Source organism: Haloactinopolyspora sp. (genome assembly GCF_027324685.1).
In the GTDB taxonomy this organism is placed as follows: domain Bacteria; phylum Actinomycetota; class Actinomycetes; order Jiangellales; family Jiangellaceae; genus Haloactinopolyspora.
Window position 1 is genome coordinate 1 of record NZ_DAHVSH010000003.1, and the last position, 20,319, is coordinate 20,319.

General features: G+C 69.7%; 24 protein-coding genes. 8 read left to right on the plus strand and 16 right to left on the minus strand.

Going from position 1 to position 20,319, the window contains the following annotated elements; all coding sequences use genetic code 11:
• Positions 1-10: 10 nt before the first annotated feature.
• A complete protein-coding gene (locus tag M6444_RS00420; RefSeq protein WP_298321775.1) occupies positions 11-181 on the minus strand; it encodes a hypothetical protein in 171 nt (56 codons plus the stop codon).
• Between the two features lie 85 nt (positions 182-266).
• Here M6444_RS00420 and M6444_RS00425 point away from each other — a divergent pair, with 85 nt between their 5' ends.
• Together M6444_RS00425 and ligD are read left to right on the plus strand one after the other, a co-directional pair.
• Entirely contained in the window at positions 267-680 is a 414-nt protein-coding gene (locus M6444_RS00425; RefSeq protein WP_298321777.1) for a VOC family protein, read from the plus strand.
• Between the two features lie 138 nt (positions 681-818).
• The gene (gene ligD / locus M6444_RS00430) at positions 819-1,787 is read left to right on the plus strand and encodes a non-homologous end-joining DNA ligase (protein WP_298321779.1); all 969 of its coding nucleotides are present in this window, start codon (positions 819-821) and stop codon (positions 1,785-1,787) included.
• Between the two features lie 9 nt (positions 1,788-1,796).
• Here ligD and M6444_RS00435 read toward each other — a convergent pair whose 3' ends face one another.
• From M6444_RS00435 to paaA, 9 genes are all read right to left on the minus strand, one after another.
• Entirely contained in the window at positions 1,797-3,485 is a 1,689-nt protein-coding gene (locus M6444_RS00435; RefSeq protein ID WP_298321781.1) for a ribonuclease J, read from the minus strand.
• The gene (gene dapA / locus M6444_RS00440) at positions 3,482-4,414 is read right to left on the minus strand and encodes a 4-hydroxy-tetrahydrodipicolinate synthase (protein ID WP_298321783.1); all 933 of its coding nucleotides are present in this window, start codon (positions 4,412-4,414) and stop codon (positions 3,482-3,484) included. The genes M6444_RS00435 and dapA overlap by 4 nt, the downstream gene beginning before the upstream one ends.
• Positions 4,415-4,472: 58 nt before the next feature.
• Positions 4,473-5,606 (minus strand): PrsW family intramembrane metalloprotease, encoded by a 1,134-nt coding sequence (locus M6444_RS00445; RefSeq protein ID WP_298321785.1) that lies wholly within the window; start codon positions 5,604-5,606, stop codon positions 4,473-4,475.
• A complete protein-coding gene (locus M6444_RS00450; protein ID WP_298321889.1) occupies positions 5,603-6,241 on the minus strand; it encodes an HAD-IA family hydrolase in 639 nt (212 codons plus the stop codon). The genes M6444_RS00445 and M6444_RS00450 overlap by 4 nt, the downstream gene beginning before the upstream one ends.
• 114 nt (positions 6,242-6,355) lie before the next feature.
• Positions 6,356-7,453: a 1,2-phenylacetyl-CoA epoxidase subunit PaaE gene (paaE, locus tag M6444_RS00455; RefSeq protein ID WP_298321787.1), complete on the minus strand. Its 1,098-nt coding sequence runs from the start codon at positions 7,451-7,453 to the stop codon at positions 6,356-6,358.
• Entirely contained in the window at positions 7,450-7,932 is a 483-nt protein-coding gene (gene paaD / locus M6444_RS00460) for a 1,2-phenylacetyl-CoA epoxidase subunit PaaD (RefSeq protein WP_298321789.1), read from the minus strand. Before paaD ends, paaE begins: the two co-directional genes overlap by 4 nt.
• Positions 7,926-8,660, minus strand: a complete 735-nt coding sequence (paaC, locus tag M6444_RS00465) for a 1,2-phenylacetyl-CoA epoxidase subunit PaaC (protein ID WP_363326186.1) — start codon at positions 8,658-8,660, stop codon at positions 7,926-7,928. Before paaC ends, paaD begins: the two co-directional genes overlap by 7 nt.
• Before the next feature lie 79 nt (positions 8,661-8,739).
• A complete protein-coding gene (gene paaB, locus M6444_RS00470; protein ID WP_298321792.1) occupies positions 8,740-9,024 on the minus strand; it encodes a 1,2-phenylacetyl-CoA epoxidase subunit PaaB in 285 nt (94 codons plus the stop codon).
• Positions 9,021-9,986, minus strand: coding sequence for a 1,2-phenylacetyl-CoA epoxidase subunit PaaA (gene paaA, locus M6444_RS00475; RefSeq protein ID WP_298321793.1), 966 nt, complete (start codon positions 9,984-9,986; stop codon positions 9,021-9,023). Before paaA ends, paaB begins: the two co-directional genes overlap by 4 nt.
• Before the next feature lie 261 nt (positions 9,987-10,247).
• Here paaA and M6444_RS00480 point away from each other — a divergent pair, with 261 nt between their 5' ends.
• Entirely contained in the window at positions 10,248-10,808 is a 561-nt protein-coding gene (locus tag M6444_RS00480) for a GNAT family N-acetyltransferase (protein ID WP_298321795.1), read from the plus strand.
• A complete protein-coding gene (locus M6444_RS00485; protein WP_298321797.1) occupies positions 10,805-11,440 on the plus strand; it encodes a DUF2461 domain-containing protein in 636 nt (211 codons plus the stop codon). The genes M6444_RS00480 and M6444_RS00485 overlap by 4 nt, the downstream gene beginning before the upstream one ends.
• A 10-nt stretch (positions 11,441-11,450) precedes the next feature.
• Here the strand turns inward: M6444_RS00485 and M6444_RS00490 are convergent, their stop codons facing one another.
• On the minus strand, positions 11,451-12,038 hold the full coding sequence (locus M6444_RS00490; protein ID WP_298321799.1) for a hypothetical protein: 588 nt from the start codon (positions 12,036-12,038) through the stop codon (positions 11,451-11,453).
• 153 nt (positions 12,039-12,191) lie between these two features.
• On the opposite strand from M6444_RS00490, the gene M6444_RS00495 reads away from it, so the two are divergent.
• Both M6444_RS00495 and M6444_RS00500 read left to right on the plus strand, forming a co-directional pair.
• Complete coding sequence (locus M6444_RS00495; protein WP_298321801.1) at positions 12,192-12,839, plus strand: AzlC family ABC transporter permease; 648 nt, start codon at positions 12,192-12,194, stop codon at positions 12,837-12,839.
• The gene (locus tag M6444_RS00500; RefSeq protein ID WP_138977886.1) at positions 12,836-13,141 is read left to right on the plus strand and encodes an AzlD domain-containing protein; all 306 of its coding nucleotides are present in this window, start codon (positions 12,836-12,838) and stop codon (positions 13,139-13,141) included. Before M6444_RS00495 ends, M6444_RS00500 begins: the two co-directional genes overlap by 4 nt.
• A gap of 17 nt (positions 13,142-13,158) precedes the next feature.
• Here M6444_RS00500 and ggt read toward each other — a convergent pair whose 3' ends face one another.
• The 3 genes from ggt to M6444_RS00515 form a co-directional block, all read right to left on the minus strand.
• A complete protein-coding gene (ggt, locus tag M6444_RS00505) occupies positions 13,159-14,994 on the minus strand; it encodes a gamma-glutamyltransferase (protein WP_298321805.1) in 1,836 nt (611 codons plus the stop codon).
• 133 nt (positions 14,995-15,127) lie between these two features.
• A complete protein-coding gene (gene dapB, locus M6444_RS00510) occupies positions 15,128-15,868 on the minus strand; it encodes a 4-hydroxy-tetrahydrodipicolinate reductase (protein WP_298321807.1) in 741 nt (246 codons plus the stop codon).
• 166 nt (positions 15,869-16,034) lie between these two features.
• Positions 16,035-16,937, minus strand: coding sequence for a hypothetical protein (locus tag M6444_RS00515; RefSeq protein WP_298321809.1), 903 nt, complete (start codon positions 16,935-16,937; stop codon positions 16,035-16,037).
• Between the two features lie 213 nt (positions 16,938-17,150).
• Here M6444_RS00515 and M6444_RS00520 point away from each other — a divergent pair, with 213 nt between their 5' ends.
• Together M6444_RS00520 and M6444_RS00525 are read left to right on the plus strand one after the other, a co-directional pair.
• The gene (locus M6444_RS00520) at positions 17,151-17,948 is read left to right on the plus strand and encodes a hypothetical protein (RefSeq protein ID WP_298321811.1); all 798 of its coding nucleotides are present in this window, start codon (positions 17,151-17,153) and stop codon (positions 17,946-17,948) included.
• Between the two features lie 234 nt (positions 17,949-18,182).
• On the plus strand, positions 18,183-18,644 hold the full coding sequence (locus tag M6444_RS00525) for a tRNA (cytidine(34)-2'-O)-methyltransferase (protein ID WP_363326187.1): 462 nt from the start codon (positions 18,183-18,185) through the stop codon (positions 18,642-18,644).
• Between the two features lie 16 nt (positions 18,645-18,660).
• Here the strand turns inward: M6444_RS00525 and M6444_RS00530 are convergent, their stop codons facing one another.
• Both M6444_RS00530 and M6444_RS00535 read right to left on the minus strand, forming a co-directional pair.
• A complete protein-coding gene (locus M6444_RS00530; protein ID WP_298321815.1) occupies positions 18,661-18,789 on the minus strand; it encodes a hypothetical protein in 129 nt (42 codons plus the stop codon).
• Positions 18,790-19,000: 211 nt separating this feature from the next.
• Positions 19,001-20,317 (minus strand): pitrilysin family protein, encoded by a 1,317-nt coding sequence (locus tag M6444_RS00535; RefSeq protein ID WP_298321817.1) that lies wholly within the window; start codon positions 20,315-20,317, stop codon positions 19,001-19,003.
• Positions 20,318-20,319: the final 2 nt, after the last annotated feature.

Genomic DNA, 20,319 nt, shown 5'->3' on the forward strand with positions numbered 1-20,319 from the left:
GCCGATGTCGTCATGATCGGCGCCCGCGCGCCCGGTCGATGAACTCCCGCACGATGTCGGCGCTGTCCCAGATGGACTCGTCCTCGACCCACGGCAACCGGACCGGCGCTGGACGGCCCACGCAATCGCCCAGATACCCGAACTCGCCGCTGGCGAGATGCTTGACGAGCCCGACTGACAATCAAACGTCGTCGTACGTCTGTGCAACGGTTCCCGCGCGGTCTAGTGTTCGTAGCATCAGATCTTGGCCGACCTGGGAGCGCACCATGGTCACTCGCCTCAATCCGTACATCAGCTTCGCCGGCGACGCCCGCGAGGCCATGCAGTTCTACGCTGAAGTCTTCGGCGGGAATCTGACCTTGAACACCTTCAGCGAGTTCGGCCCGCCGGATGCGCCCGAGGCCGACAAGATCATGCACGGCCAGCTCGAGGCCGACAACGGCCTCGTCCTCATGGGCGCCGACACGCCGCCCGGCACGGATCACGACCCGGGCAACACGATCGCGGTGAGCCTGAGTGGCGACGCCGCCGAGGAGCTGCACCGCTACTGGGACAAATTGTCCGCCGGCGGCTCCGTGGCGGTGCCGCTGGAGAAGCAGATGTGGGGCGACGAGTTCGGCATGTGCACCGACCGCTTCGGTGTGCAGTGGATGGTCAACATCGCCGGTTCGAGCGTCTGAGCGAGGCGTGCGGGTCCCGCTCGCATCGTCTTCTGGAGGGTTTTCCACCCTTCCTGACGGCGGGAAGGGTGGAAAACCCGCCAGAAGTCGCGCGGCCATACTGACCACCATGCACCGAACCCGCCCGCAGGGCCGGCCGTGAGCGACGACGAACGCGACGGCGTGGCGCTGACGAACCTCGACCAACCCCTGTTCGACGGCGCCGGCGCGACCAAGCGCCAGCTCGTGGACTATCTCGACGCCGTCCACGACCGGCTCCTCCCCCACGTGCGCGACCGCCCGCTGTCGGTCGTGCGGGTGCTGCGCGGGCAACGCCCGTTCATGCAGAAGAACGTGCCGAAGTACGCACCGCCCTGGCTGGACACCGTGCGTGTGTGGGCGCAGTCGTCGAAGCGCGAGGTCGCCTATGCCTTGTGCAACGACCGCCGTACGTTGCTGTGGTTCGCCAACCAGCGCGCGGTGGAATACCACCCGAGCCTGGTCCGCGCCGAACGCTTGGACCGTCCCACCCACATCGTGCTCGACCTCGACCCGCCTGTTCCCGACGCGTTTGACCACGTCGTCCAGACCGCGCGACTGGTCCGCCAGGCGCTGGCCGACGCGGGGCTGGCCGGTGTGGTCAAGACCAGCGGGGCGAAAGGCGTGCACATCTTCGTCCCGATCGTCCCGGAGGTCTCCGCCGACGATGCCGCTGCGGCCACCCGAGCGCTGGCCGCCCGCGCCGCCAGCCTCGACCCGTCGATCGCCACCACGGCCTTCATCCGCGACGAGCGCGGCGACAAGGTCTTCGTCGACCCCACCCGGGTCGGGTCGGCGACCGTCGTGGCTGCCTACAGCCCGCGGGCGCGCCCGGGCACGCCGGTGTCCTTCCCGGTGTCATGGAACGACCTGGACTCGGTCACGCCGGGTGATTTCACCGTCCACACCGCGCTCGACCTGCTCGACGGCGCCGACCCGTGGGCGCAGACGATGCCCGCGCCGCAACACATCGACGCCGAGCTCATCGCCGAAGGTCACACGATCCCGGTGCCCCGCGTGCAGGCCATGCACGAAGGCAAGCGCCGAGCCCAGGCCCGACGAGCCGCGCAGGACGCCCCCGAGTCCTGATCTCGGCTCTCAGGACTCCACGACCACCGGGATGATCATCGGCCGGCGACGCAGCCGGCCGCCCACCCAGCGCCCGATGGTGCGCCGGATGGTCTGCTGCAGCTGGTAGGTGTCGGCGTTGCCGCCCTCGGCGGCTTTCTCGACCGCGGCCACCAACTCGGGCCGGATGTCGTCGAAGACGCTGTCGTCCTCGGCGAAACCGCGCGCGTGGATCTCCGGGCCACCGGTCACCTTGCCGGTCACGGAGTCGACCACGACGACGACGGAGATGAACCCCTCTTCGCCGAGAATCCGGCGGTCCTTCAACGACGCTTCGGCGACACCACCGACGTTCGATCCGTCCACGTAGACGTATCCACACGGCACCGCGCCCACGACCTGGGCCTTGCCGTCGGCGAGATCGACCACGACGCCGTCCTCGGCCAGGGCCACACGATCGCGCGGCACGCCCGAACTGATCGCGACCTCGGCGTTGGCGTACAGGTGGCGCGTCTCGCCGTGGATCGGCATGACGTTGCGCGGCTTGACCAGGTTGTAGGTGTAGAGCAGTTCGCCCGCGGCGGCATGCCCGGAAGTGTGGACCTGGGCGTTGCCCTTGTGCACGACCTTGGCGCCCTCGCGGGTCAGCCCGTTGATCACCCGGGAAACGGCGTTCTCGTTGCCCGGGATCAGCGACGAGGCCAGGACGACGACGTCACCCTCCTCGACCCGGATCGCCGGATGATCGCGGTTGGCGATACGGGACAGGGCCGCCATCGGCTCACCTTGCGAGCCGGTGGACATCAACACGATCTCATCCGGCGGCAGAGAGTCGATGCTCTTGAGGTCCACCAGGGTGCCGGCGGGCACGTCGAGGTAGCCGAGGTCGCGGGCGATGCCCATGTTGCGCACCATGGACCTGCCGACGAAAGCCACTTTGCGCCCATGCGCCACCGCGACGTCGAGCACCTGCTGGACGCGGTGGACATGACTGGCGAACGAGGCCACGACGATCCGCCGCGGCGCCTGCGCGAAGATCCGCTCCAAGACCGCGGAGATGTCGCGTTCGTGCGGGGTGAACCCCGGAACCTCGGCGTTGGTCGAGTCGACCATGAACAAGTCGACACCGGCGTCACCCAGGCGGGCGAACCCGTTCAGGTCGGTCAGCCGCCCGTCCAGCGGGAGCTGGTCCATCTTGAAGTCGCCGGTGTGCAGGACCACGCCGGCCGACGTGCGAATCGCCAGGGCGAGACCGTCGGGGATGGAGTGGTTGACGGCGAGGAACTCGACCGCGAACGGCCCGAACTGCTCGGTCTGGCCCTCCTTGACCTGGAGCTGGTAGGCGTCGATGCGGTGTTCACGCAGTTTCGCCTCGAGGATGGCCAAGGTCAGCCGCGACCCGACGACGGGGATGTCCGGCTTCTCACGCAGCAGGAACGGCACGCCGCCGATGTGGTCCTCGTGCCCGTGCGTCAGCACGATGGCCTCGACGTCGTCGAGACGATCGCGGATGTACTCGAAGTCGGGCAGGATCAGGTCGACGCCGGGTTGATGATCCTCGGGGAAGAGCACGCCGCAGTCGACCACGAGCAGGCGCCCGCGGTTCTCGAACACGGTCATGTTGCGTCCGACCTCACCGAGGCCACCGAGCGGGACGACTCGCAGGGCGTCGGTGGCCAGCGGTGGAGGTTCGGGCAGTTCTGGATGCGGATGACTCATACGATGCCCGCCTCGGCGAGGTCGGCGCGCAGCTGCGCGACCTGCTCGTCGGTGGCGGGGATGAGCGGCGAGCGCACGGCCCGGCTCTCGGTGACGCCGAGTAACTGGACTGCCGCTTTGGCCATGATGGCTCCTTGCGTTCGGGTCATGATGCCGCGCACCGCCGGGATCAGCTGGCGGTGCAGACCGAGCGCCCGGGCCAGATCGCCCGAGTCGACGGCACGGATCATCTGGGCGTACTGCTTGGCGGCCACGTGTGCCACGACACTGACCATCCCGACGGCGCCATGGGTGAGCAGCGCGAGGTTGAGGGTGTCGTCACCGGAGTAGTAGGCCAAGTTCGTCCTGGCCATCACCTCCGACGACGCGTACAGCTCGCCCTTGGCGTCCTTGACCGCGACGATCCGGTCGTGTTCGGCCAGCCGGATCAGCGTCTCGCTGGCGATGGGCACCCCGGTGCGGCCCGGGATGTCGTACAACATGACCGGCAGGTCGGTGGCGGTGGCGACGGCGGTGAAGTGCTGGTAGAGCCCCTCCTGCGGCGGCTTGCTGTAGTAGGGCGTGACGACCAGCAGTCCGTGTGCGCCGGCCTTCTCCGCCTGCTGAGCCAGCTCGCTGGTGTGGCGGGTGTCGTTCGTGCCGACCCCGGCGAGGACGTACGCCCTCGACCCCACGGCTTCGATCACCGCGCGCAGCACGGCGGTCTTCTCAGCATCGGTGGTGGTGGGACTCTCGCCCGTGGTGCCGCTGACCGCGAGTCCGTCGCAGCCCTCGTCGACCAGCTTCTGGGCCAGTGCCGCCGCACCGTCGAGATCGACTCCGCCGTCCTCGTGGAACGGGGTGACCATGGCGGTCAAGACGCGGCCGAACGGCGCCGACGCCGGAGCGCCGGACGTCGCCGCGGCGAGAGTGAACAACTCGTCGGGCATGAGTGAAGATTACCGTGCGGATCGGGGGAACCCCGATCCGCCGTAGGCGACGACGGCCTCAGGGGCTCGCCCCAGTGGACGCCGCGACGCCCGCGCGGGCCCGCGAGACCGATTCGGCGAGTTCACCCCACCACTCGAGTGCCCGAGCACCTGCCGGCTCGCCGTCGTAGCGGTGCAAGAAGAACGCCAGTTCGGTGAGCGCCACCTGGTAGGAACGTACGGCCCGGGCGGCCTGCCGGCCGTGCGCAGCGCGCACCGACTTCACCCAGCGCCGTCGTCCCCGCAGGGTCGCCAGCAGCTCCGCCTCGTACCACGTGAGCCAGCCGGCCTGCACCATTCGTGCCAGTTGGGCTGTGATGATGCGTCGTTCCCGATGTCGCTGCCACAGGGCCAGCCCCGCCATCCCGGCGAACACCGGCACCATGAACAGCAGGTAGAGCGCGACGAAGTCGTCTCCGTCCCCCCACAGGGCCGAGGCGTTCCACAGCGCGTGCAAGGCGACGGCGACCAGGTAGCCCAGGACGGGAAGCAGCAGCCGAGCCGTGCGGCCGCGGTTGGCGGCGACCCCGACAGCCACGCCGATGAAGACCGTGAACAGCGGGTGCGCGAACGGGGTCACCAGTCCACGCACGACGAACACCGCGTAGCCGTCCATCGTGTCGATGTCGAACGCCCGGCCGAGGTACAGGATGTTCTCCACGAAGGCGAACCCGGCCGCCACGAGGCCCGCGTACACGATGCCGTCGACCGTGCCGTCGAGCTCACGCCGGGACCGCCACAGCACACCGACGACGAACGCGCCCTTGAGCGCCTCCTCGGTGATCGGAGCCGACACCACCGCGGAGGTGAAATCGTCGTAGGCCCTCGCGACCACGGAGTTCACGACCACCGAGCCGAGCGTCGCGACGCCCGCCCCCCAGACGAACGCGGCCAGCAGCATGCGCCCGGGCTCCGGCTCCCACCGGTCCAGCCACAGGAAGACCCCGACGACGAGGACGACCGGGATCATGGCGAGCACAGTGGCGGTTGCCACGGTGCTCGTCGGCAGGTCACCGGTGCCGAGCCCCACGACGACCAGCGCGCACATCGTCGCGGCCACGAGCCCGGCCACCGGCCAGAACACGTTCCGGCGCTGCTGGTGGCTCCACGGCCGGTGCGGCGCGGTGTGCGTGGCCACCGGTCCGGTGGTCATGGCCGGGTACGGCGCAGGCGCACCGGCCCGGGGCCGTCGACCTCCAGGCCGGCCGGCGACGAGACGTGCAGGTCGGCGTCCAGACGCTCGCGTGGGTAGGTCGATGTCACCGCGATCACGTCCATTCCGGCGGCCCGTGCGGCCGCGATCCCGCTGGGCGCGTCTTCGACCACCACGCATCCGCGCGGGTCGACGTCGAGGCGGGTGGCGCCGAGCAGGAACGGCTCGGGGTCGGGCTTGCCGCGGGTGACGTCGTCGGCGGTCACCAGGACCTTCGGCCCCGGCAGCGCGGCGGCCTCGATGCGTGCCCGGGCCAGACGGGCGTTGCCGGAGGTGACGATCGCCCACCGCGACGGCGGCAGTGCGGCGAGGAACTCCGCGGCGCCGGGCATCGCCCGGACCGTGCCGGCGTCGTCGATCTCCAGTTCGTCGATACGCGCCAGCGCGTGCTCGACCTCGGTGTCAGGGACCAGGTCGGCGACGATGTCCGCCGACGTACGGCCGTGCGAGTCGGCGAGGCGGGCCGGGTCGACGTCGAACTCCGCAGCCCACCGCAGCCAGCTGCGCACGATCGACTCGCTGGAGTCGACCAGGGTGCCGTCGAGGTCGAGCAGCAAGGCGTCAGCGGTCAGCATCACGCCTCGACCCTAACCGGGACCGCCTCGGGGCTGACACCACGAGGCGTGCTGTCGCATCACGAGGCGTGCATGGGTGGTCCGGGAGGCGAACACCTAGTGAACATGATCATTTCACGCGTCGTAGTCGACGACGAGGGACGGCGTGGTGGGATGCGACTGGCACGTGAGCACGTAGCCGGCTTCGATCTCGTCGTCTTCGAGCGCGTAGGTGCGTTCCATGCTCACCGCGCCGTCGAGCACCTTCGCACGGCACGTTCCGCACACCCCGCCCTTGCAGGCGAACGGGGCGTCGTTGCGCACCGCCAGCACGGCGTCGAGCACCACGTCGTCGGGGTCGTCGAGTACGGCTTCGCTCCGCCGGCCGTCCAGGACGGCGACGATCTCGCACACCTGTGCCGCCGGGCGCTGCTCGGGTGGTCGCGGAGCGGGTGGCTCGTCGCCGACGTGATACAGCTCCCGGTGCACCCGGCTCCGATCGACACCGCGACGCTCGAGCAGCTCGGCCGCGGTCTCGGTCAACGACAGCGGTCCGCACAGGTACCACTCGTCGACGGTGTCCGCGGCCACGACGGTGCCGAACAGCCGCTCCAACCGCTCGGCGTCCAGGCGTCCGGACAGCAACGCCGAAGACCCCGGCTCCCGCGACAGGACGTGCACCAGGTGGAAGCGGTCCGGGTGCTGGTCTTTCAGGTCGCTGAGCTCGTCGAGGAACATCACCGACGACGCCGTCCGATTGGCGTACACCAGCGTGACCCTGCTGAGCGGCTCCTCCTCCAACACCGTCGCGACGATCGACAGCACCGGTGTGATGCCGCTGCCCGCGGCCACGGCCGCGTGGTGGCGAGCCTGGGCGGGATCCAGCGCCGGGGTGAAGCGTCCGGCCGGAGTCATGACGTCCAGTTCGTCGCCCGGGGCCAGCGCATCCAGGGCATACGCGGAGAACCAGCCACCGGAGATGCGCTTGACCGCGATACGCACCTGCCCGCTGCCAGCCGGGGAACAGATCGAGTAGCTGCGGCGGATGCCGTCGCCGCCCGGCACGGCGACGTTCACGTGCTGCCCGGCGGCGAAGCGGTACTCGTCGGCGAGTTCGGGCGGGACGTCGAAGGTGACGGCGATCGCGTCGTCGGTCAACGGCTGAACGTCGGCCACCTTCAAGCGGTGCACGACCGAGCGTCGTGTCTGGCTGGGGGCAGCGCTCGTGGTCATAGCGCCTTCACGTGGTCGAACGGCTCGTGGCAGGCCGAGCACGTCCACAGCGCCTTGCATGCCGTGGAACCGAACCGGGACAGCTCCCTGGTGTCCGGCGAGCCGCATTGCGGGCACCGCACGGTCAGCTGCATCGGCACCGGCCCGGAGCCGGCCGGGCCTGGTGGGGCGATCCCGTGACGGCGCAGTGCCGCGCGCCCGGCCGGCGTGATGCGGTCGGTGCTCCACGCCGGGGCGAGCACGAGGCGGACTTCGGCGTCGTGCACGCCGTGCTCGGCCAGCCGGGCGAGCACGTCGGCGCGGATCGCCTCCATCGCCGGGCAGCCGGAGTAGGTGGGCGTGAGGTTGACGACGACGCGGCCATCGTCCTCGACGACGACGTCGCGCAGGACTCCGAGGTCGCCGATGCCGATCATCGGCATCTCGGGGTCGGGGACCTCGGCGGCGATGCGGCGCACGTGCGCGGTGGAGGTCACCATGACGCCCCCGGATGAGATCGGTGCAGGTGCTGCATCTCGGCCAGGAGATAACCCAGAGCCTCGCCGTGCAGCCCGAGCCGCCCGCCGCGCGCCGTGTGGTCCGGATCGGGCAGCTCCAGACCCACGTCGATGAGGACCGCGTCGACGTAGGCCGCCCACGGCTCGCGCAGGTCTGCAGGATCGACCGCGACGGCACCGAGCTGGGAGATCAGGTCGTCGGTGTCGAAAAGCTCGTCGACGAACGGGCGGATCGCGTCCAGCCCGGCCACCATCCGCAATCGACTCTCGTCGGTGCCGTCACCGAGCCGGCGCACCCAGAGCGCGGCGTGCTCGCGGTGATAGGCGACCTCTTTCACCGCTTTCGCAGCGACCGCGGCCAGGGTCTGGTCGGCGCTGGCCCGCAGCCGGTCGTAGAGCTCGTACTGGTACGCGGCGAAGACCAACTGCCGCGCCATCGTGACGGCGAAATCGCCGTTCGGCTGCTCGACCAACAAGACGTTGCGGAACTCACGATCGTCGCGCAGGTAGGCCAGCGCGTCCTCGTCCCGACCGGCGCCTTCGGTCTGCCCGGCGTACGTCAGCAGCGCGCGGGCCTGCCCGAGCAGGTCGAGTGCGATGTTCGCCAGCGCGACGTCCTCCTCGAGCTCGGGAGCGCGGGTGATCCACTCCCCCAGCCGCTGGGACAACACGAGGGCGTCGTCGGCCAGCCGGAGGGTGTATTCGACCAGCGGCTGCGCCCGCGCCGTGAGCTCGGCGTCAGCCCACCTCGTCCCGCTGTTCGCGTTGCCAGATCGCACGTGCCTCTCCTCACAGGTGCGGCGCGTCAGCCGGCACGTCGTAGAACGTCGGGTGCCGGTAGATCTTGTCGGCCGCGGGATCGAAGAAGGCGTCCTTCTCGTCCGGACTGCTGGCCGTGATCTGGCTCGAAGGCACGACCCAGATCGACACCCCTTCGCCACGCCGGGTGTACACGTCGCGCGCATGGCGCAGCGCCATCTCGGCATCCGGCGCGTGCAGGCTGCCCACGTGGATGTGCGACATGCCCCGGCGCGCACGGATGAACACCTCCCACAGCGGCCACATTCCACTCATGCGACCCCCTCCAGATGACGCTGACGCTTCGCGGCGTAGGCCGACGCGGCGTCGCGGACCCACTGGCCTTCGTGGTGGGCGGACACCCGGTGCTCGATGCGCTGGGCGTTGCACGGACCGTCGCCGTTGATCACCGCGAACAGCTCGTCCCAGTCCGGCGGGGTGAAGTCGTAGTGCCCGCGCTCATCGTTCCACCGCAGGTCAGGGTCGGGCATCCGGAGCCCGAGGACATCGGCCTGCGGGACCGTCATGTCGACGAAACGCTGCCGCAGCTCGTCGTTGCTGAACCGCTTGATGCCCCACCGCATGGACTGCTCGGTGTGCGTGCTTCGCTTCGCGCCGCCGCCTTCGGTGTCGGGCGGGCCGAACATCGCCAGGCTCGGGTACCACCAGCGGTTCAGCGCGTCTTGTGCCATCGCCTTCTGCTCGGGCGTGCCGCGCGTGAGCGCCAGCAGCGCCTCGAACCCCTGCCGCTGGTGGAACGACTCCTCCTTGCAGATGCGCACCATGGCCCGGGCGTAGGGGCCATAGGAGCAGCGCGTCAGCGGGATCTGGTTGGTGATGGCCGCCCCGTCCACCAGCCAGCCGATCGCACCTACGTCCGCCCAGGTCAGCGTGGGGTAGTTGAAGATCGACGAGTACTTCTGGCGCCGGGTGTGCAGCTTGTCGAGCAGCTCGTCGCGGGAGACGCCGAGAGTTTCGGCCGCGGCGTAGAGATACAGGCCGTGCCCGGCTTCGTCCTGCACCTTGGCCAGCAGGATCGCCTTGCGCCGCAAGCTGGGCGCCCGGCTGATCCAGTTGCCTTCCGGCTGCATGCCGATGATCTCGGAGTGCGCGTGCTGGGCGATCTGGCGGACCAGCGAGCGACGATACGCCTCGGGCATGTCGTCGCGAGGCTCGATTCGGCCGTCGGCGTCGATGATCGCGTAGAACGCCGCTTCCTGCTCGTCGCTGCCGTCCATGGGGCCAGGCTATGCGGCGCATGTGACACCTGTCCAGCATATGTGCCGTGATGGTGTAATACCCTTCGCCGCCCCCGAGCCCCGGCCGCCTCTCCCCGGCGCCTGGCACGCTGAATGTGACCACCTGGCACGCTGAATGCGAGTGATCGCGCCCGTTTCGCCCGTTTCGTGGAGCAGTTCAACGTGCCACCCACCCGGGGCCGCGCCTGTTGCGTGGTGGGCCGACCCGGGCCGGTGGCACCTGGTCGTAGAGTGGACGGCGTGTCCGAACAGCCCGTCGCCGATCGCAGCGTCCGTCTGGCGTGGGCGGCCGACACCGACGCGATCGGTCGTCTCCAAGCCCGCGCGTGGAAGCACTCCTACGCCGACCTCCTCCCCCAGGAACTGATCGACGACATCGACGACGCGGAGTTCGCCGCCGCCTGGAGCCAGGCGGTCATCCGTCCACCCACGGCGAAGCACCGTGTCCTGGTCGCTCTCGAAGCCGGCCGAGTCGTCGGATTCGCTGCCACCGCACCGTCCGACGACCCCGACGCCCAGCCGACCGACGGTGAGATCGTGGCGTTCCACATCGACCCCGACGAGCTCGGCGAAGGCCACGGCTCCCGGCTGCTCGCCGCCGCGGCTGACACGCTGCGCGCCGACGGCTTCACGCGGGGTCGCATCTGGCTCGTCGTGGGCGACGACGCTCTGCGCGGCTTTCTCGAACCCGCCGGCTGGGCCGCCGACACCGCCCACCGCACGCTCGATCTCACCGACGACGCCCACGCCACGCTGCGCCAGGTACGCCTGCACACCGACTTGCGCGAGGACGCGGCATGACGTTCAACGGCATCCCGGTCGAGGCGCTGGACTTCTACGAAGATCTCGAAGCGGACAACACGAAATCGTTCTGGGCCAAGAACAAGTCCGTGTACGAGAACTCGGTGCGCGACCCGCTCCGGGCCCTCGCCGACGCCCTGGCCGCCGAGTTCGGACCGGCGCACTTCTTCCGCCCGTACCGCGACGTCCGCTTCGCCAAGGACAAATCCCCGTACAAGACCCAGCAGGGCGTCACGATCGGCGGGAACTACCTGCACATCAGCGCAGCCGGCCTGTTCGTGGCCAGCGGCTACTACCGGATGTCGCCGGACCAGATCGAGCGCTTCCGTACCGCCGTCGACGTCGAGCACAGCGGCATCGACCTGGCCGAACGCGTCGAGGCCGTGCGAGCCAAGGGGTACGTCGTCGATGGTGAAGCGCTGAAGACCCGGCCCCGCGGCTACCCTGCCGACCACCAGCGGCTCGAGCTGTTGCGGCTGAAATCACTGGTCGGCTATGCCGACTACGGCTCGCCGCCGTGGCTGCACTCGGCCGAGGCCGCCGAGCGGGTGGCCACGGCCTGGCGCGAGCTCGCACCAGTGAGCCAGTGGCTCGACGACCACGTCGGCCCCGCGCAGACACCACCGAAGTGACGCCCGGGGCTCAGTGCGGCCGGACCGCGTCCAGGTAAGCACGCCCGCGCGGCGACAGCCGGTAACCGACCGGCAGGCTCTCGGTCAGCCCGAGATTCTTCAACTTCCGGACGTCGAGTTTGAACGGCGCGCGCTCGCGCCCGGCCATCTCGGCCAGATCACCGGCGCGGCGTTCCGGGTACGTCGCGATCAGCTCGAGTGTGCTCCGCGTCCACGCGCCCCAGGGCGACGCCGCATCGAGGCGGTCGAGCCGTCGGGTGATGGCGGTGACGTCGTCGCTGCTCAGATGTGCGTCATTGGCGAGTTCAGTGCGCGGATCCGGCCGTGCGGCCAACGCGAACCCGATGCGGAAGACCGGTAGGCCGGGTTCGCCGCGCAGATCGGCGACCAAGGCGGCCGCATCCGGGTAACCCGCGGCGCGTGCTTCGTCATCGGTGATCTCGCTCGGGTCGACCACGGTCACCGCGTTCACGTCGATGATGCCGGCCGCCGTCCGGTAGGCCCGTCCGGGCACGGCCTGACGCTGCTTCCATCGACGGAAGGTCAGCGTCACCGACCCGTCCGCGATACCAGGCCAGAAACGCTTCGCGAACAGCACGTTCGTGACTGTAGCCGACCGCGGGCGGGCCGGGCTGCGACCGATTGTTCCGCGCAGGCGGGTGACCGCGGTTCCGCGGTGTCGGGCATGTTGACTACTGTCGTCGCGGTGAGCTCAGACAACCGCACGAAGATTCGCCGTGACGCTCTCGCCATGGCCGCCTACGCAGGCGCATTCGGCGCCTCGTTCGGAGCGGTCTCCATCGCCTCTGGCCTCGACATCGCCCAGACCATGGTGCTGAGCTTGGTCATGTTCAGTGGGGCGTCTCAGTTCGCCCTGGTCGGCGTCATCGGCGGTGGCGGCGGCGGGCTGGCGGCAATCCCGACAGCGCTGCTGCTCGGGGCCCGCAACGCCTTCTACGGCGTGCCGATCACCCGGATCCTCGGCCGCGCCGGGCTGCGCGGGCCCCGGCGCCTGGTCGCCGCCCACCTCGTGATCGACGAGACCACGGCCATGGCCATCGCCCGCGACGAACCCGACGAACAGCGATACGCCTTCTGGGCCACCGGCACGATGCTGTTCTCGCTGTGGAACATCGGCTCGCTCGTGGGCGCGCTGGCCAGTTCCAGAGTCGGCGACGTGGGCGCGTTGGGGCTCGACGCCATGGCTCCTGCAGCGTTCCTGGCTCTGTTGTGGCCGCGATTGCGGGTGGCCACCGCGCGGTGGGTCGCCGCGGGCGGCGCGCTCGTCGCCACGCTGCTCGTCCCGCTCGTCCCGGCGGGGCTGCCGGTACTCGCAGCGGCGCCTATCGCGGTGGTGGCCGGCCTGTTACCGCGTCGCCGACACGAGGAGTCGTCATGATCTGGCTCGCCGTCGTCACCGCCTCACTCGGCTGTTACCTGCTCAAACTCGCCGGCGTCTCCGTTCCCGCAGCCTGGCTCGAACACCACGCGGTGCGTCGGGTGGCCCTGTTCCTGCCGGTGGCGATGCTTGCCGCGCTCGTCGCGACGGGCCTGTTCGACGCAGGCGGGCGGCTCGCCGTCGACTATCGGCTGCTCGCCGGTATGGCAGCTGCGGTGGTCGCTCTGTTGCTGCGCCAGTCGTTCCTCGTGGTGATCCTCGTCGCTGCCGCGACCACCGCCCTCCTGCGCGCTCTCACCTGAAACGACCGGCTCTGGCCCTATCGGCGCCCCACCGGGACGAGCACCGCGGCGCTACCCCCACCACGACGCTGCGGCTCGGCGACAGCCTGCACGAGACCGTGTCCGAGAAACTCCAGGCCGGTGACGGCTCCGATGTCGGGCATGGCCTCGAAGTCGTGACCCATCGCCTCGAGTTCGGCGCCGGCCGATGAGTCGATGAACGCCGGTTCGGCGGTGACCGCCGGGGTGTTGCGCTGCGATGCCCGTGGCGCGGCGACCGCTTCCGGCAGGTCCATGCCGAGATCGAGCCGGTTCAGCAGCGTCTGCAAGACCGTCGTGATGATGGTCGAACCGCCCGGGCTGCCGAGCGCGAGGAACGGCTCACCGTCGTCGAGCACGATGGTGGGCGAGATCGACGAGCGAGGCCGCTTGTTCGGGCCCGGCAGGTTCGGATCGGGCGCCTCACCCTGCGTGGGCGCGAAGTTGAAGTCAGTGAGCTCGTTGTTGAGCAGGAATCCACGCCCGGGAACGGTGATCCCGCTGCCACCGGTCTGTTCGATGGTCAGCGTGTATGCCACGACGTTGCCCCACCGGTCCGCCGTGGTGAGGTGGGTCGTCGACATCCCTTCCTCGCCGGCACCACCGACGGCAGCCACGTCGCCGCACGGGGCGTAGTCGCCGTCCGGGTCGCCCGGGCCGACGGGCTTCGGCGCGGCCTGCTCCGGGTCGATCTGACAGAAGCGCTCGTCGGCAAAGCCTTGCGACAACAATTCGGCCAGCGGCACGTCGACGAAGTCCGAGTCGCCTACATAGCGGTTGCGGTCGGCGAACGCCAGGGCACTGGCCTCGAGGAAGTGATGCAACGAGCTGGCTTCGTCGGCTGCGGACAGGTCGGCGTTCTCGAGGATGTTGAGCGCCTCGCCTACCGTCGAGCCGCCTGACGACGGCGGGCCCATCCCGAAGACCTCGAGGCCGTGGTACTGCGTCTGGGTCGGCTCCCGTTCGATCGCCTCGTAGCCCGCGAGATCGGCCTCGGTCATGGATCCCGCCCGGACGACGCGGTCAGCGTCGTCGGCGACCGGCGGCTCCTGGACGGTGGCGGCCACATCGGCCCCGATGTCGCCGCCGTAGAACGCGCCGGTGCCCTGCCGAGCGATCTGCCGGTAGGTGCGCGCCAGATCACGGTTGCGCAGCCTGGACCCGACTTCGGGAAGCTCACCGCCCGGGAGGAAGAGCTCTGCCGAGGCCGGGAAGTCGGCGAAGATGTCCTGGTTTCCTTCGACCTGCGATCGGAACGTCTCGTCCACCACGAATCCGCGCGAGGCCAACCGGATCGCCGGACGCAGCGTGTGGCGTAACGAGTAACGGCCCCACCGCCCGAGCGCCTCGTCCCAGGTCGCCAACGTGCCCGGGACGCCGACGGACAGCCCGCTCACCCTGGCTTCGTCGAAAGGCAACGGTTGGCCGGTCTCGGGGTCGACGAACAGCTCCGGCGTCGCAGCCGCAGGTGCGGACTCCCGCCCGTCGATGGTGGACACGTCGCCGCTGCTGGCGTCGTAGTGGACGAAGAACCCGCCGCCGCCGATCCCGGCGGAGAACGGTTCGGTCACACCGAGCGCCGCCGCCGCGGCGACAGCGGCGTCAGCCGCCGTGCCTCCCCGGCGCAGCATCTCCAGCCCCGCCGCCGTGGCGTCGGCATCAACGGTGGTGACCGCGCCGCCGAAGCCGGTGGCCACCGCGTCCTTGCGCTGGGCGTCCTTGCCGCTGCCTGTCCCGGCGGCGTCGGCCTCGCCAGCTGGGCTGAGCAAGGCCGTGCCGGCCAGGGTCGCTGCTGCGATGACGGCGCTGAGCCGACTGGTCCGTCCGAACGCCATGACGTTCCTCCTCGGCCGTTCCGGGGCGTTGGATCTCCAACCCTGGCGGTTCCCGGGCCGGATGGAAAGACCCCGACGCAAAGACCCGGACGAAAGATCCGGACGATACCTCGCGTGGCCCCGTTCGGGCGTCCTAGAGGTCGAGGTAGTACTCGAGCCCGACGGTGAGCCCCGGGCGTCGGGCCACCTGCCGCACGCCGGTGAGCACGCCCGGCATGAACGACGCCCGGTCATACGAGTCGTGCCGGATGGTCAGCGTCTCGCCGGGTGCACCCATGAGCACCTCCTCGTGGGCGACCATGCCGCGCAGCCGTACCGCGTGCACCGGTACGCCGTCGACGTCGGCGCCGCGAGCTCCGGCCAACTCCTTCGACGTCGCGTCGGGCGCTGGCGGCACACCCGCCTCGGCGCGGGCGGCCGCGATGAGTTGCGCCGTACGCACCGCCGTCCCGCTGGGAGCGTCGACCTTGTCGGGATGGTGCAGCTCGACGACCTCCACCGACTCGTAGAACCGAGCCGCTTCGGCGGCGAACTTCATCGTGAGCACCGCGCCGATGGCGAAGTTCGCCGCGACGAGCACGCCCACGTCCGGACGTGCAGCCAACGCACGACGAACCTCGTCCAAGCGATCATCGGTCCAGCCGGTGGTGCCGACGACGGCATGGACGCCACGCTCGATGCAGTGCAGCACGTTGCCCAGGGTGGCGTCCGGCACGGTGAAGTCGACTGCGACGTCGGCACCGGCGAGGTCGGCCAACTCGTCATCGGCGTCGAATCGACCCACGAGCTCGAGATCGCCGGCCGACTCCACGGCCGCGCACACCTGCTGTCCCATCCGACCGGCCGCGCCGATCACCGCTACACGCACGCTCATGCCCCCATACTCGCGCACGATCATGGTGGGCGAGCCCTCCCCCGAGGTCGTGTCGCCCACGCGATTCGCATCCGTGAGCTCGTGCCGGCCGACCTGTCCGTGCGTCGGCGTCCACACCCCACCCTGGGGTGATTCCGGAAGGCCCGGACCGCAACGCGCTGGGCGGTCATGACGCGTCCTCGTAGCCTTGGCTCGCCTCGGCAAGCCGCACCAGCCGAGGCGGTCCGGATCGCACGGCTGCGCCGAGCACCTCGCACCGCTGGTCGATGTCGCCCAAGTCGGGTGTGTGCATGCGTTCGAGGCGCTGCGCCACGATCTCGTCCACCACGATCGGCGGCATGGCGAACATCGAATCCGGCTCGCCCGGTACGTCGATGACGTGGCCGTAGACGAGGTCGTGGCGGCTGAGACCGACGAGCTCGCCGAGGTGACGGACGGTGCGGATGGTGTGCTCGGCGTGGTCGCGGACCTGCAGTTCGATGCCCTGCACGTCGATCAGTTCGTACACCTTGGCCCGCGTCTGTGCCCACGTCCGGCCACCGCCACCGCGTTCAGCCAGGACGGGGGCGACTTGGACGAGGAAGACCTCCAGGAGGAGCTCGTCGAAGAGCAGGGTTCCCCCGATGGCCGTGTGCACGGCAGCCTGGCCAGCGACCCAGCCGGGGCACTGCGGACAGGACGGGCCTGGTGCACCGTCGGCGGCGATACTGACCTCGCGAAGGATGCGAGCGACCAACGGGACGTGCAGGCTGCGCACCCAGCGACTCGCCGCGCTGACGGTGAATCGGGCCCACTGCCACGGCTCGGCGTCCGGCCCGAGCTCGATCATCTCGGTCAGGTCGCGTTCCCACGGGTTGCCGATGGGTCGAGGTGTGTGTTGCAGGCACGCCAACGCGTGGCGAAGATCGCCACACTGTTCTGCCCTGGCGGCCTCGTCGAGCAACCGTAGGTCGGCGTCGGTCAGCATCAGCTCGAACTCGGCCATCGAGACCGACAGGATCTGCTCACCGGAACGGGGATCGTTGGCTCGCCGCTTGGTGCGGCGCTGACTGAAGCGTGATTTGACCATGCCCCGAGCCTGTCCGCGCGGTTTCCTCGGCACAACGGCGCAGACCCGATCTGTGGACAACTCCGCGCTGGTCACGCGGTTGTGGACAAGCCTTGCCCGGGTGGCGGCTGAGGCGGGCAAGAACGGTTGCCGCCCGGCCCAGCGGCTGGGCAAGTCTCTCGGCAAGAGCGGGTGTGTTGCCTGGCGGCATCGGTTCATCCGGAAGGAGCCACCGTGACCGCCACCCTCGCCGTCCCGTCCGCACCCCCCGCACCTACACCTCGCCGCCGTGAGACCGGGCTCGCCGGGCGCCTCAACGCCGAGTGGGCCCACCTGTGCGCCGATCCCACCACGGGTGCGGCTGTGCGCGCGTGGGCCGGCGCGCACCCGGCGCTGGCCGGGTGCGCGGACCTACCGGCGCTGGAGCGGCGGGTCGCTCGAGCGGGCCGTGCACAAGCCGACGACATCCTGCTCGCCCTGCTTCGTCTCGGCCGCCGCGGCGACGAGCTCGCGAGCCGGACGGTGCTTCAGCTCATGCTCGGCAAGGCGATCCGCATCGCGTCCTCGCACGCCGGGCGGGACGTCCCTGCGGCGTTGGAAGAGGCCGCGATCACCGCGCTGTGGACCGTGATCGCCACCTATCCCGTCGATCGGCGCACATCGAAGGTCGCAGCCAACATCGCCATGGAGACGCTGCACCTCACCGTCGCCGACCATGCCCACCAGCGCCATGAGACCCCCACCACGCCGGACGATCTGCACCGCGTCGACGCACCGCACCGCGACGTGCCGCCGGACCTCGAGCTCGTCGAGCTCCTCGCGTGGGCTGTCGACACCGGCACGGTCACTGCTCAAGACGCGACGCTGGTCCTGGACGTCTACGCACCCGGTCCGGGCTGCCGCGGCGGCAGCGCCGCAGCTCAGCTGCACGGCCTCAGTTGGGCGGCCGCGCGGCAGCGCTGCAGCCGTGCCGTACGCAAGATCGCCGCCGCTGTGCGCGCCGACTCTCCGCCCCCGACCCGGGTCGAATGATCATGTTCACTTGGTAATTGCCTCCCCCACCACCCGTGCATGCCTCGTGGTGCGACACAAGACCTCGTGGTGTCGTCGCCGTCGTCGGCCCCGTCACCGTCGTCGACCCCGTCACCGTCGTCGACCCCGTCACTGTCGTCGACACCGAAGCCTCCGCTACGCGCCACGGACGCCACCGGCATAAGCTGCTGCGTGTCCCGACCCGTGTCCAGCGAGCAGCGAACGGAGCCGCCGGTGTTCCACGTCGTCTTCTTCGAGCCGCGGATCCCGCCGAACACCGGCAATGCGATCCGCCTCGTCGCAGCGACCGGCGCTCACCTGCACCTCGTGGAGCCGCTGGGCTTCGATCTCGACGACGCCAAACTCCGCCGAGCGGGGTTGGACTATCACGACCTCGCCGACGTCTCCGTCCACGCTGATCTGGACTCGACGTGGAAGGCCATCGAGCCCACGCGCGTGTTCGCCTTCGCCACGACGGCGTCCACGCGACACAGCGACATCGCCTACCAGGCCGGCGACGTCCTGCTGTTCGGTTCAGAACCGGACGGGCTGCCCGATGAGGTCTTGACCGATCCGGTCGTCACCGAGTGCGTCCGCATCCCGATGCGGCCGGGACGGCGATCGCTGAACCTGTCCAACTCTGCGGCCGTAGCCGCCTACGAGGCGTGGCGCCAGCACGGTTACCCGGGCGCATGAACGTCCGGCTGACCTGCTAGACCTCCCGGGCGGACGTCGTGTCGGCGGTGCGGCCGGATCGCGCGCGGCTGATTTCGCTGTCGTGAAGATCGTCGTGCCCGAAACAGCCGCCATAGGGCGCACATTCAGGCACGACGATCTTCACGACACGTCTCACGTTTCCTGGCGAGGACGGCGTGTGACACGACCCCGCCCGACGCCCGACGCTCAACGCACGCAGTGAGCCGGACGCCCCTGATGAGCTGATCGGGCCTTGTCGCAAGACCGCACACCACGAGGACTTGTGTCGCATCACGAGGCGTGCATGGGTGGTGGGGCAGGCAATTACCAAGTGAACATGATCATTCGAACCGGCGTCAGGTGAGGACGGTGTCGAACCTCGCGGGCTCGTCGAACGGCCCGACGACGGCCAGGGCCGGCGAAGCCGACAGGATGGACTCGGCCAGCTCGCGAACGTGGTCCATGGTCACCGCGTCGACGCGAGCGAGCAGTTCGTCCACGCTGGGCAGTTCGTCGTACACCAGCTCCGATTTCGCCAGGCGACTCATCCGGGCGCTGGTGTCCTCCAAACCGAGCACCAGCCCGCCGCGCGCTTGCCCCTTGCCTCGATCCAGCTCTTCCTTGGTGATGCCGGAGGTGACGACGTCGTTCAGGATCGACCGGCACAGGTCGAGCACCTGGTCGATCTTCTTCGGCTGACAGCCGACGTAGACCCCGAACATGCCGGTCGACGCATGCTGGGCGGCGTAGGAATACACCGAGTAGGCCAAGCCGCGCCGTTCGCGGATCTCCTGGAACAGCCGCGACGACATGCCTCCGCCCAGCGCGGCGTTCAGCACCCCCAGGGCGAACCGGCGCTCGTCGTTACGGGCCAGTCCCGGCACCGCGAGCACCACGTTGGCCTGTTCGGTCGGCCGGTTCAGCACAGTCGCCCCGCTGGCGTTGACCGGCGCTGATCCTCCGATTCTCGGCCGCGCCGGCTCGTCGTCCTCGACGCCGAAGCCCGCGTCGGCGAAAGCTCGCTCCACCAGGGCGACGACTTCGTCGTGCGAGAGGTTGCCAGCGGCAGCGACCACGATGTTCCGCGGCAGGTAGTGCTTGCGGTAATAGGCGTGGACGGTGTCTCGTGTCATCGTGGTGATGCTGGCGACCGTGCCGAGAATCGAGCGGCCCAGCGGGCTGTCGCCCCACATCTGCCCGGAAACCAGGTCGTGGACGGCATCGGACGGGTCGTCGTCGCGCATGGCGATCTCTTCGAGCACGACGTCGCGCTCGCTCTCGACGTCGTCCGGCTGGATCAGTGACGAGGTCACCATGTCGGCGACGACGTCGACAGCCAGCGACAGGTCGGTGTCGAGCACCCGGGCGTAATAGCAGGTGAACTCTTTCGCGGTGAACGCGTTGAGCTCACCGCCCACAGACTCGATGGCCGAGGAGATGTCCAGCACGCTGCGTTTCGCCGTGCCCTTGAACAGCAGATGCTCGAGGTAGTGGGTGGCGCCGGCCTCCGACGGTGACTCGTCGACCGAGCCCACGCCGACCCACATACCGATCGACACCGACCGCACCGTCGGCACGGCTTCGGTCACGATGCGCAGACCGCTGGGAAGGACGCTGCGGCGAACCAGGCCGCCATCGTCCTCTCCCAGCAGCGTGCGCGTGAAGGCGCTCACGT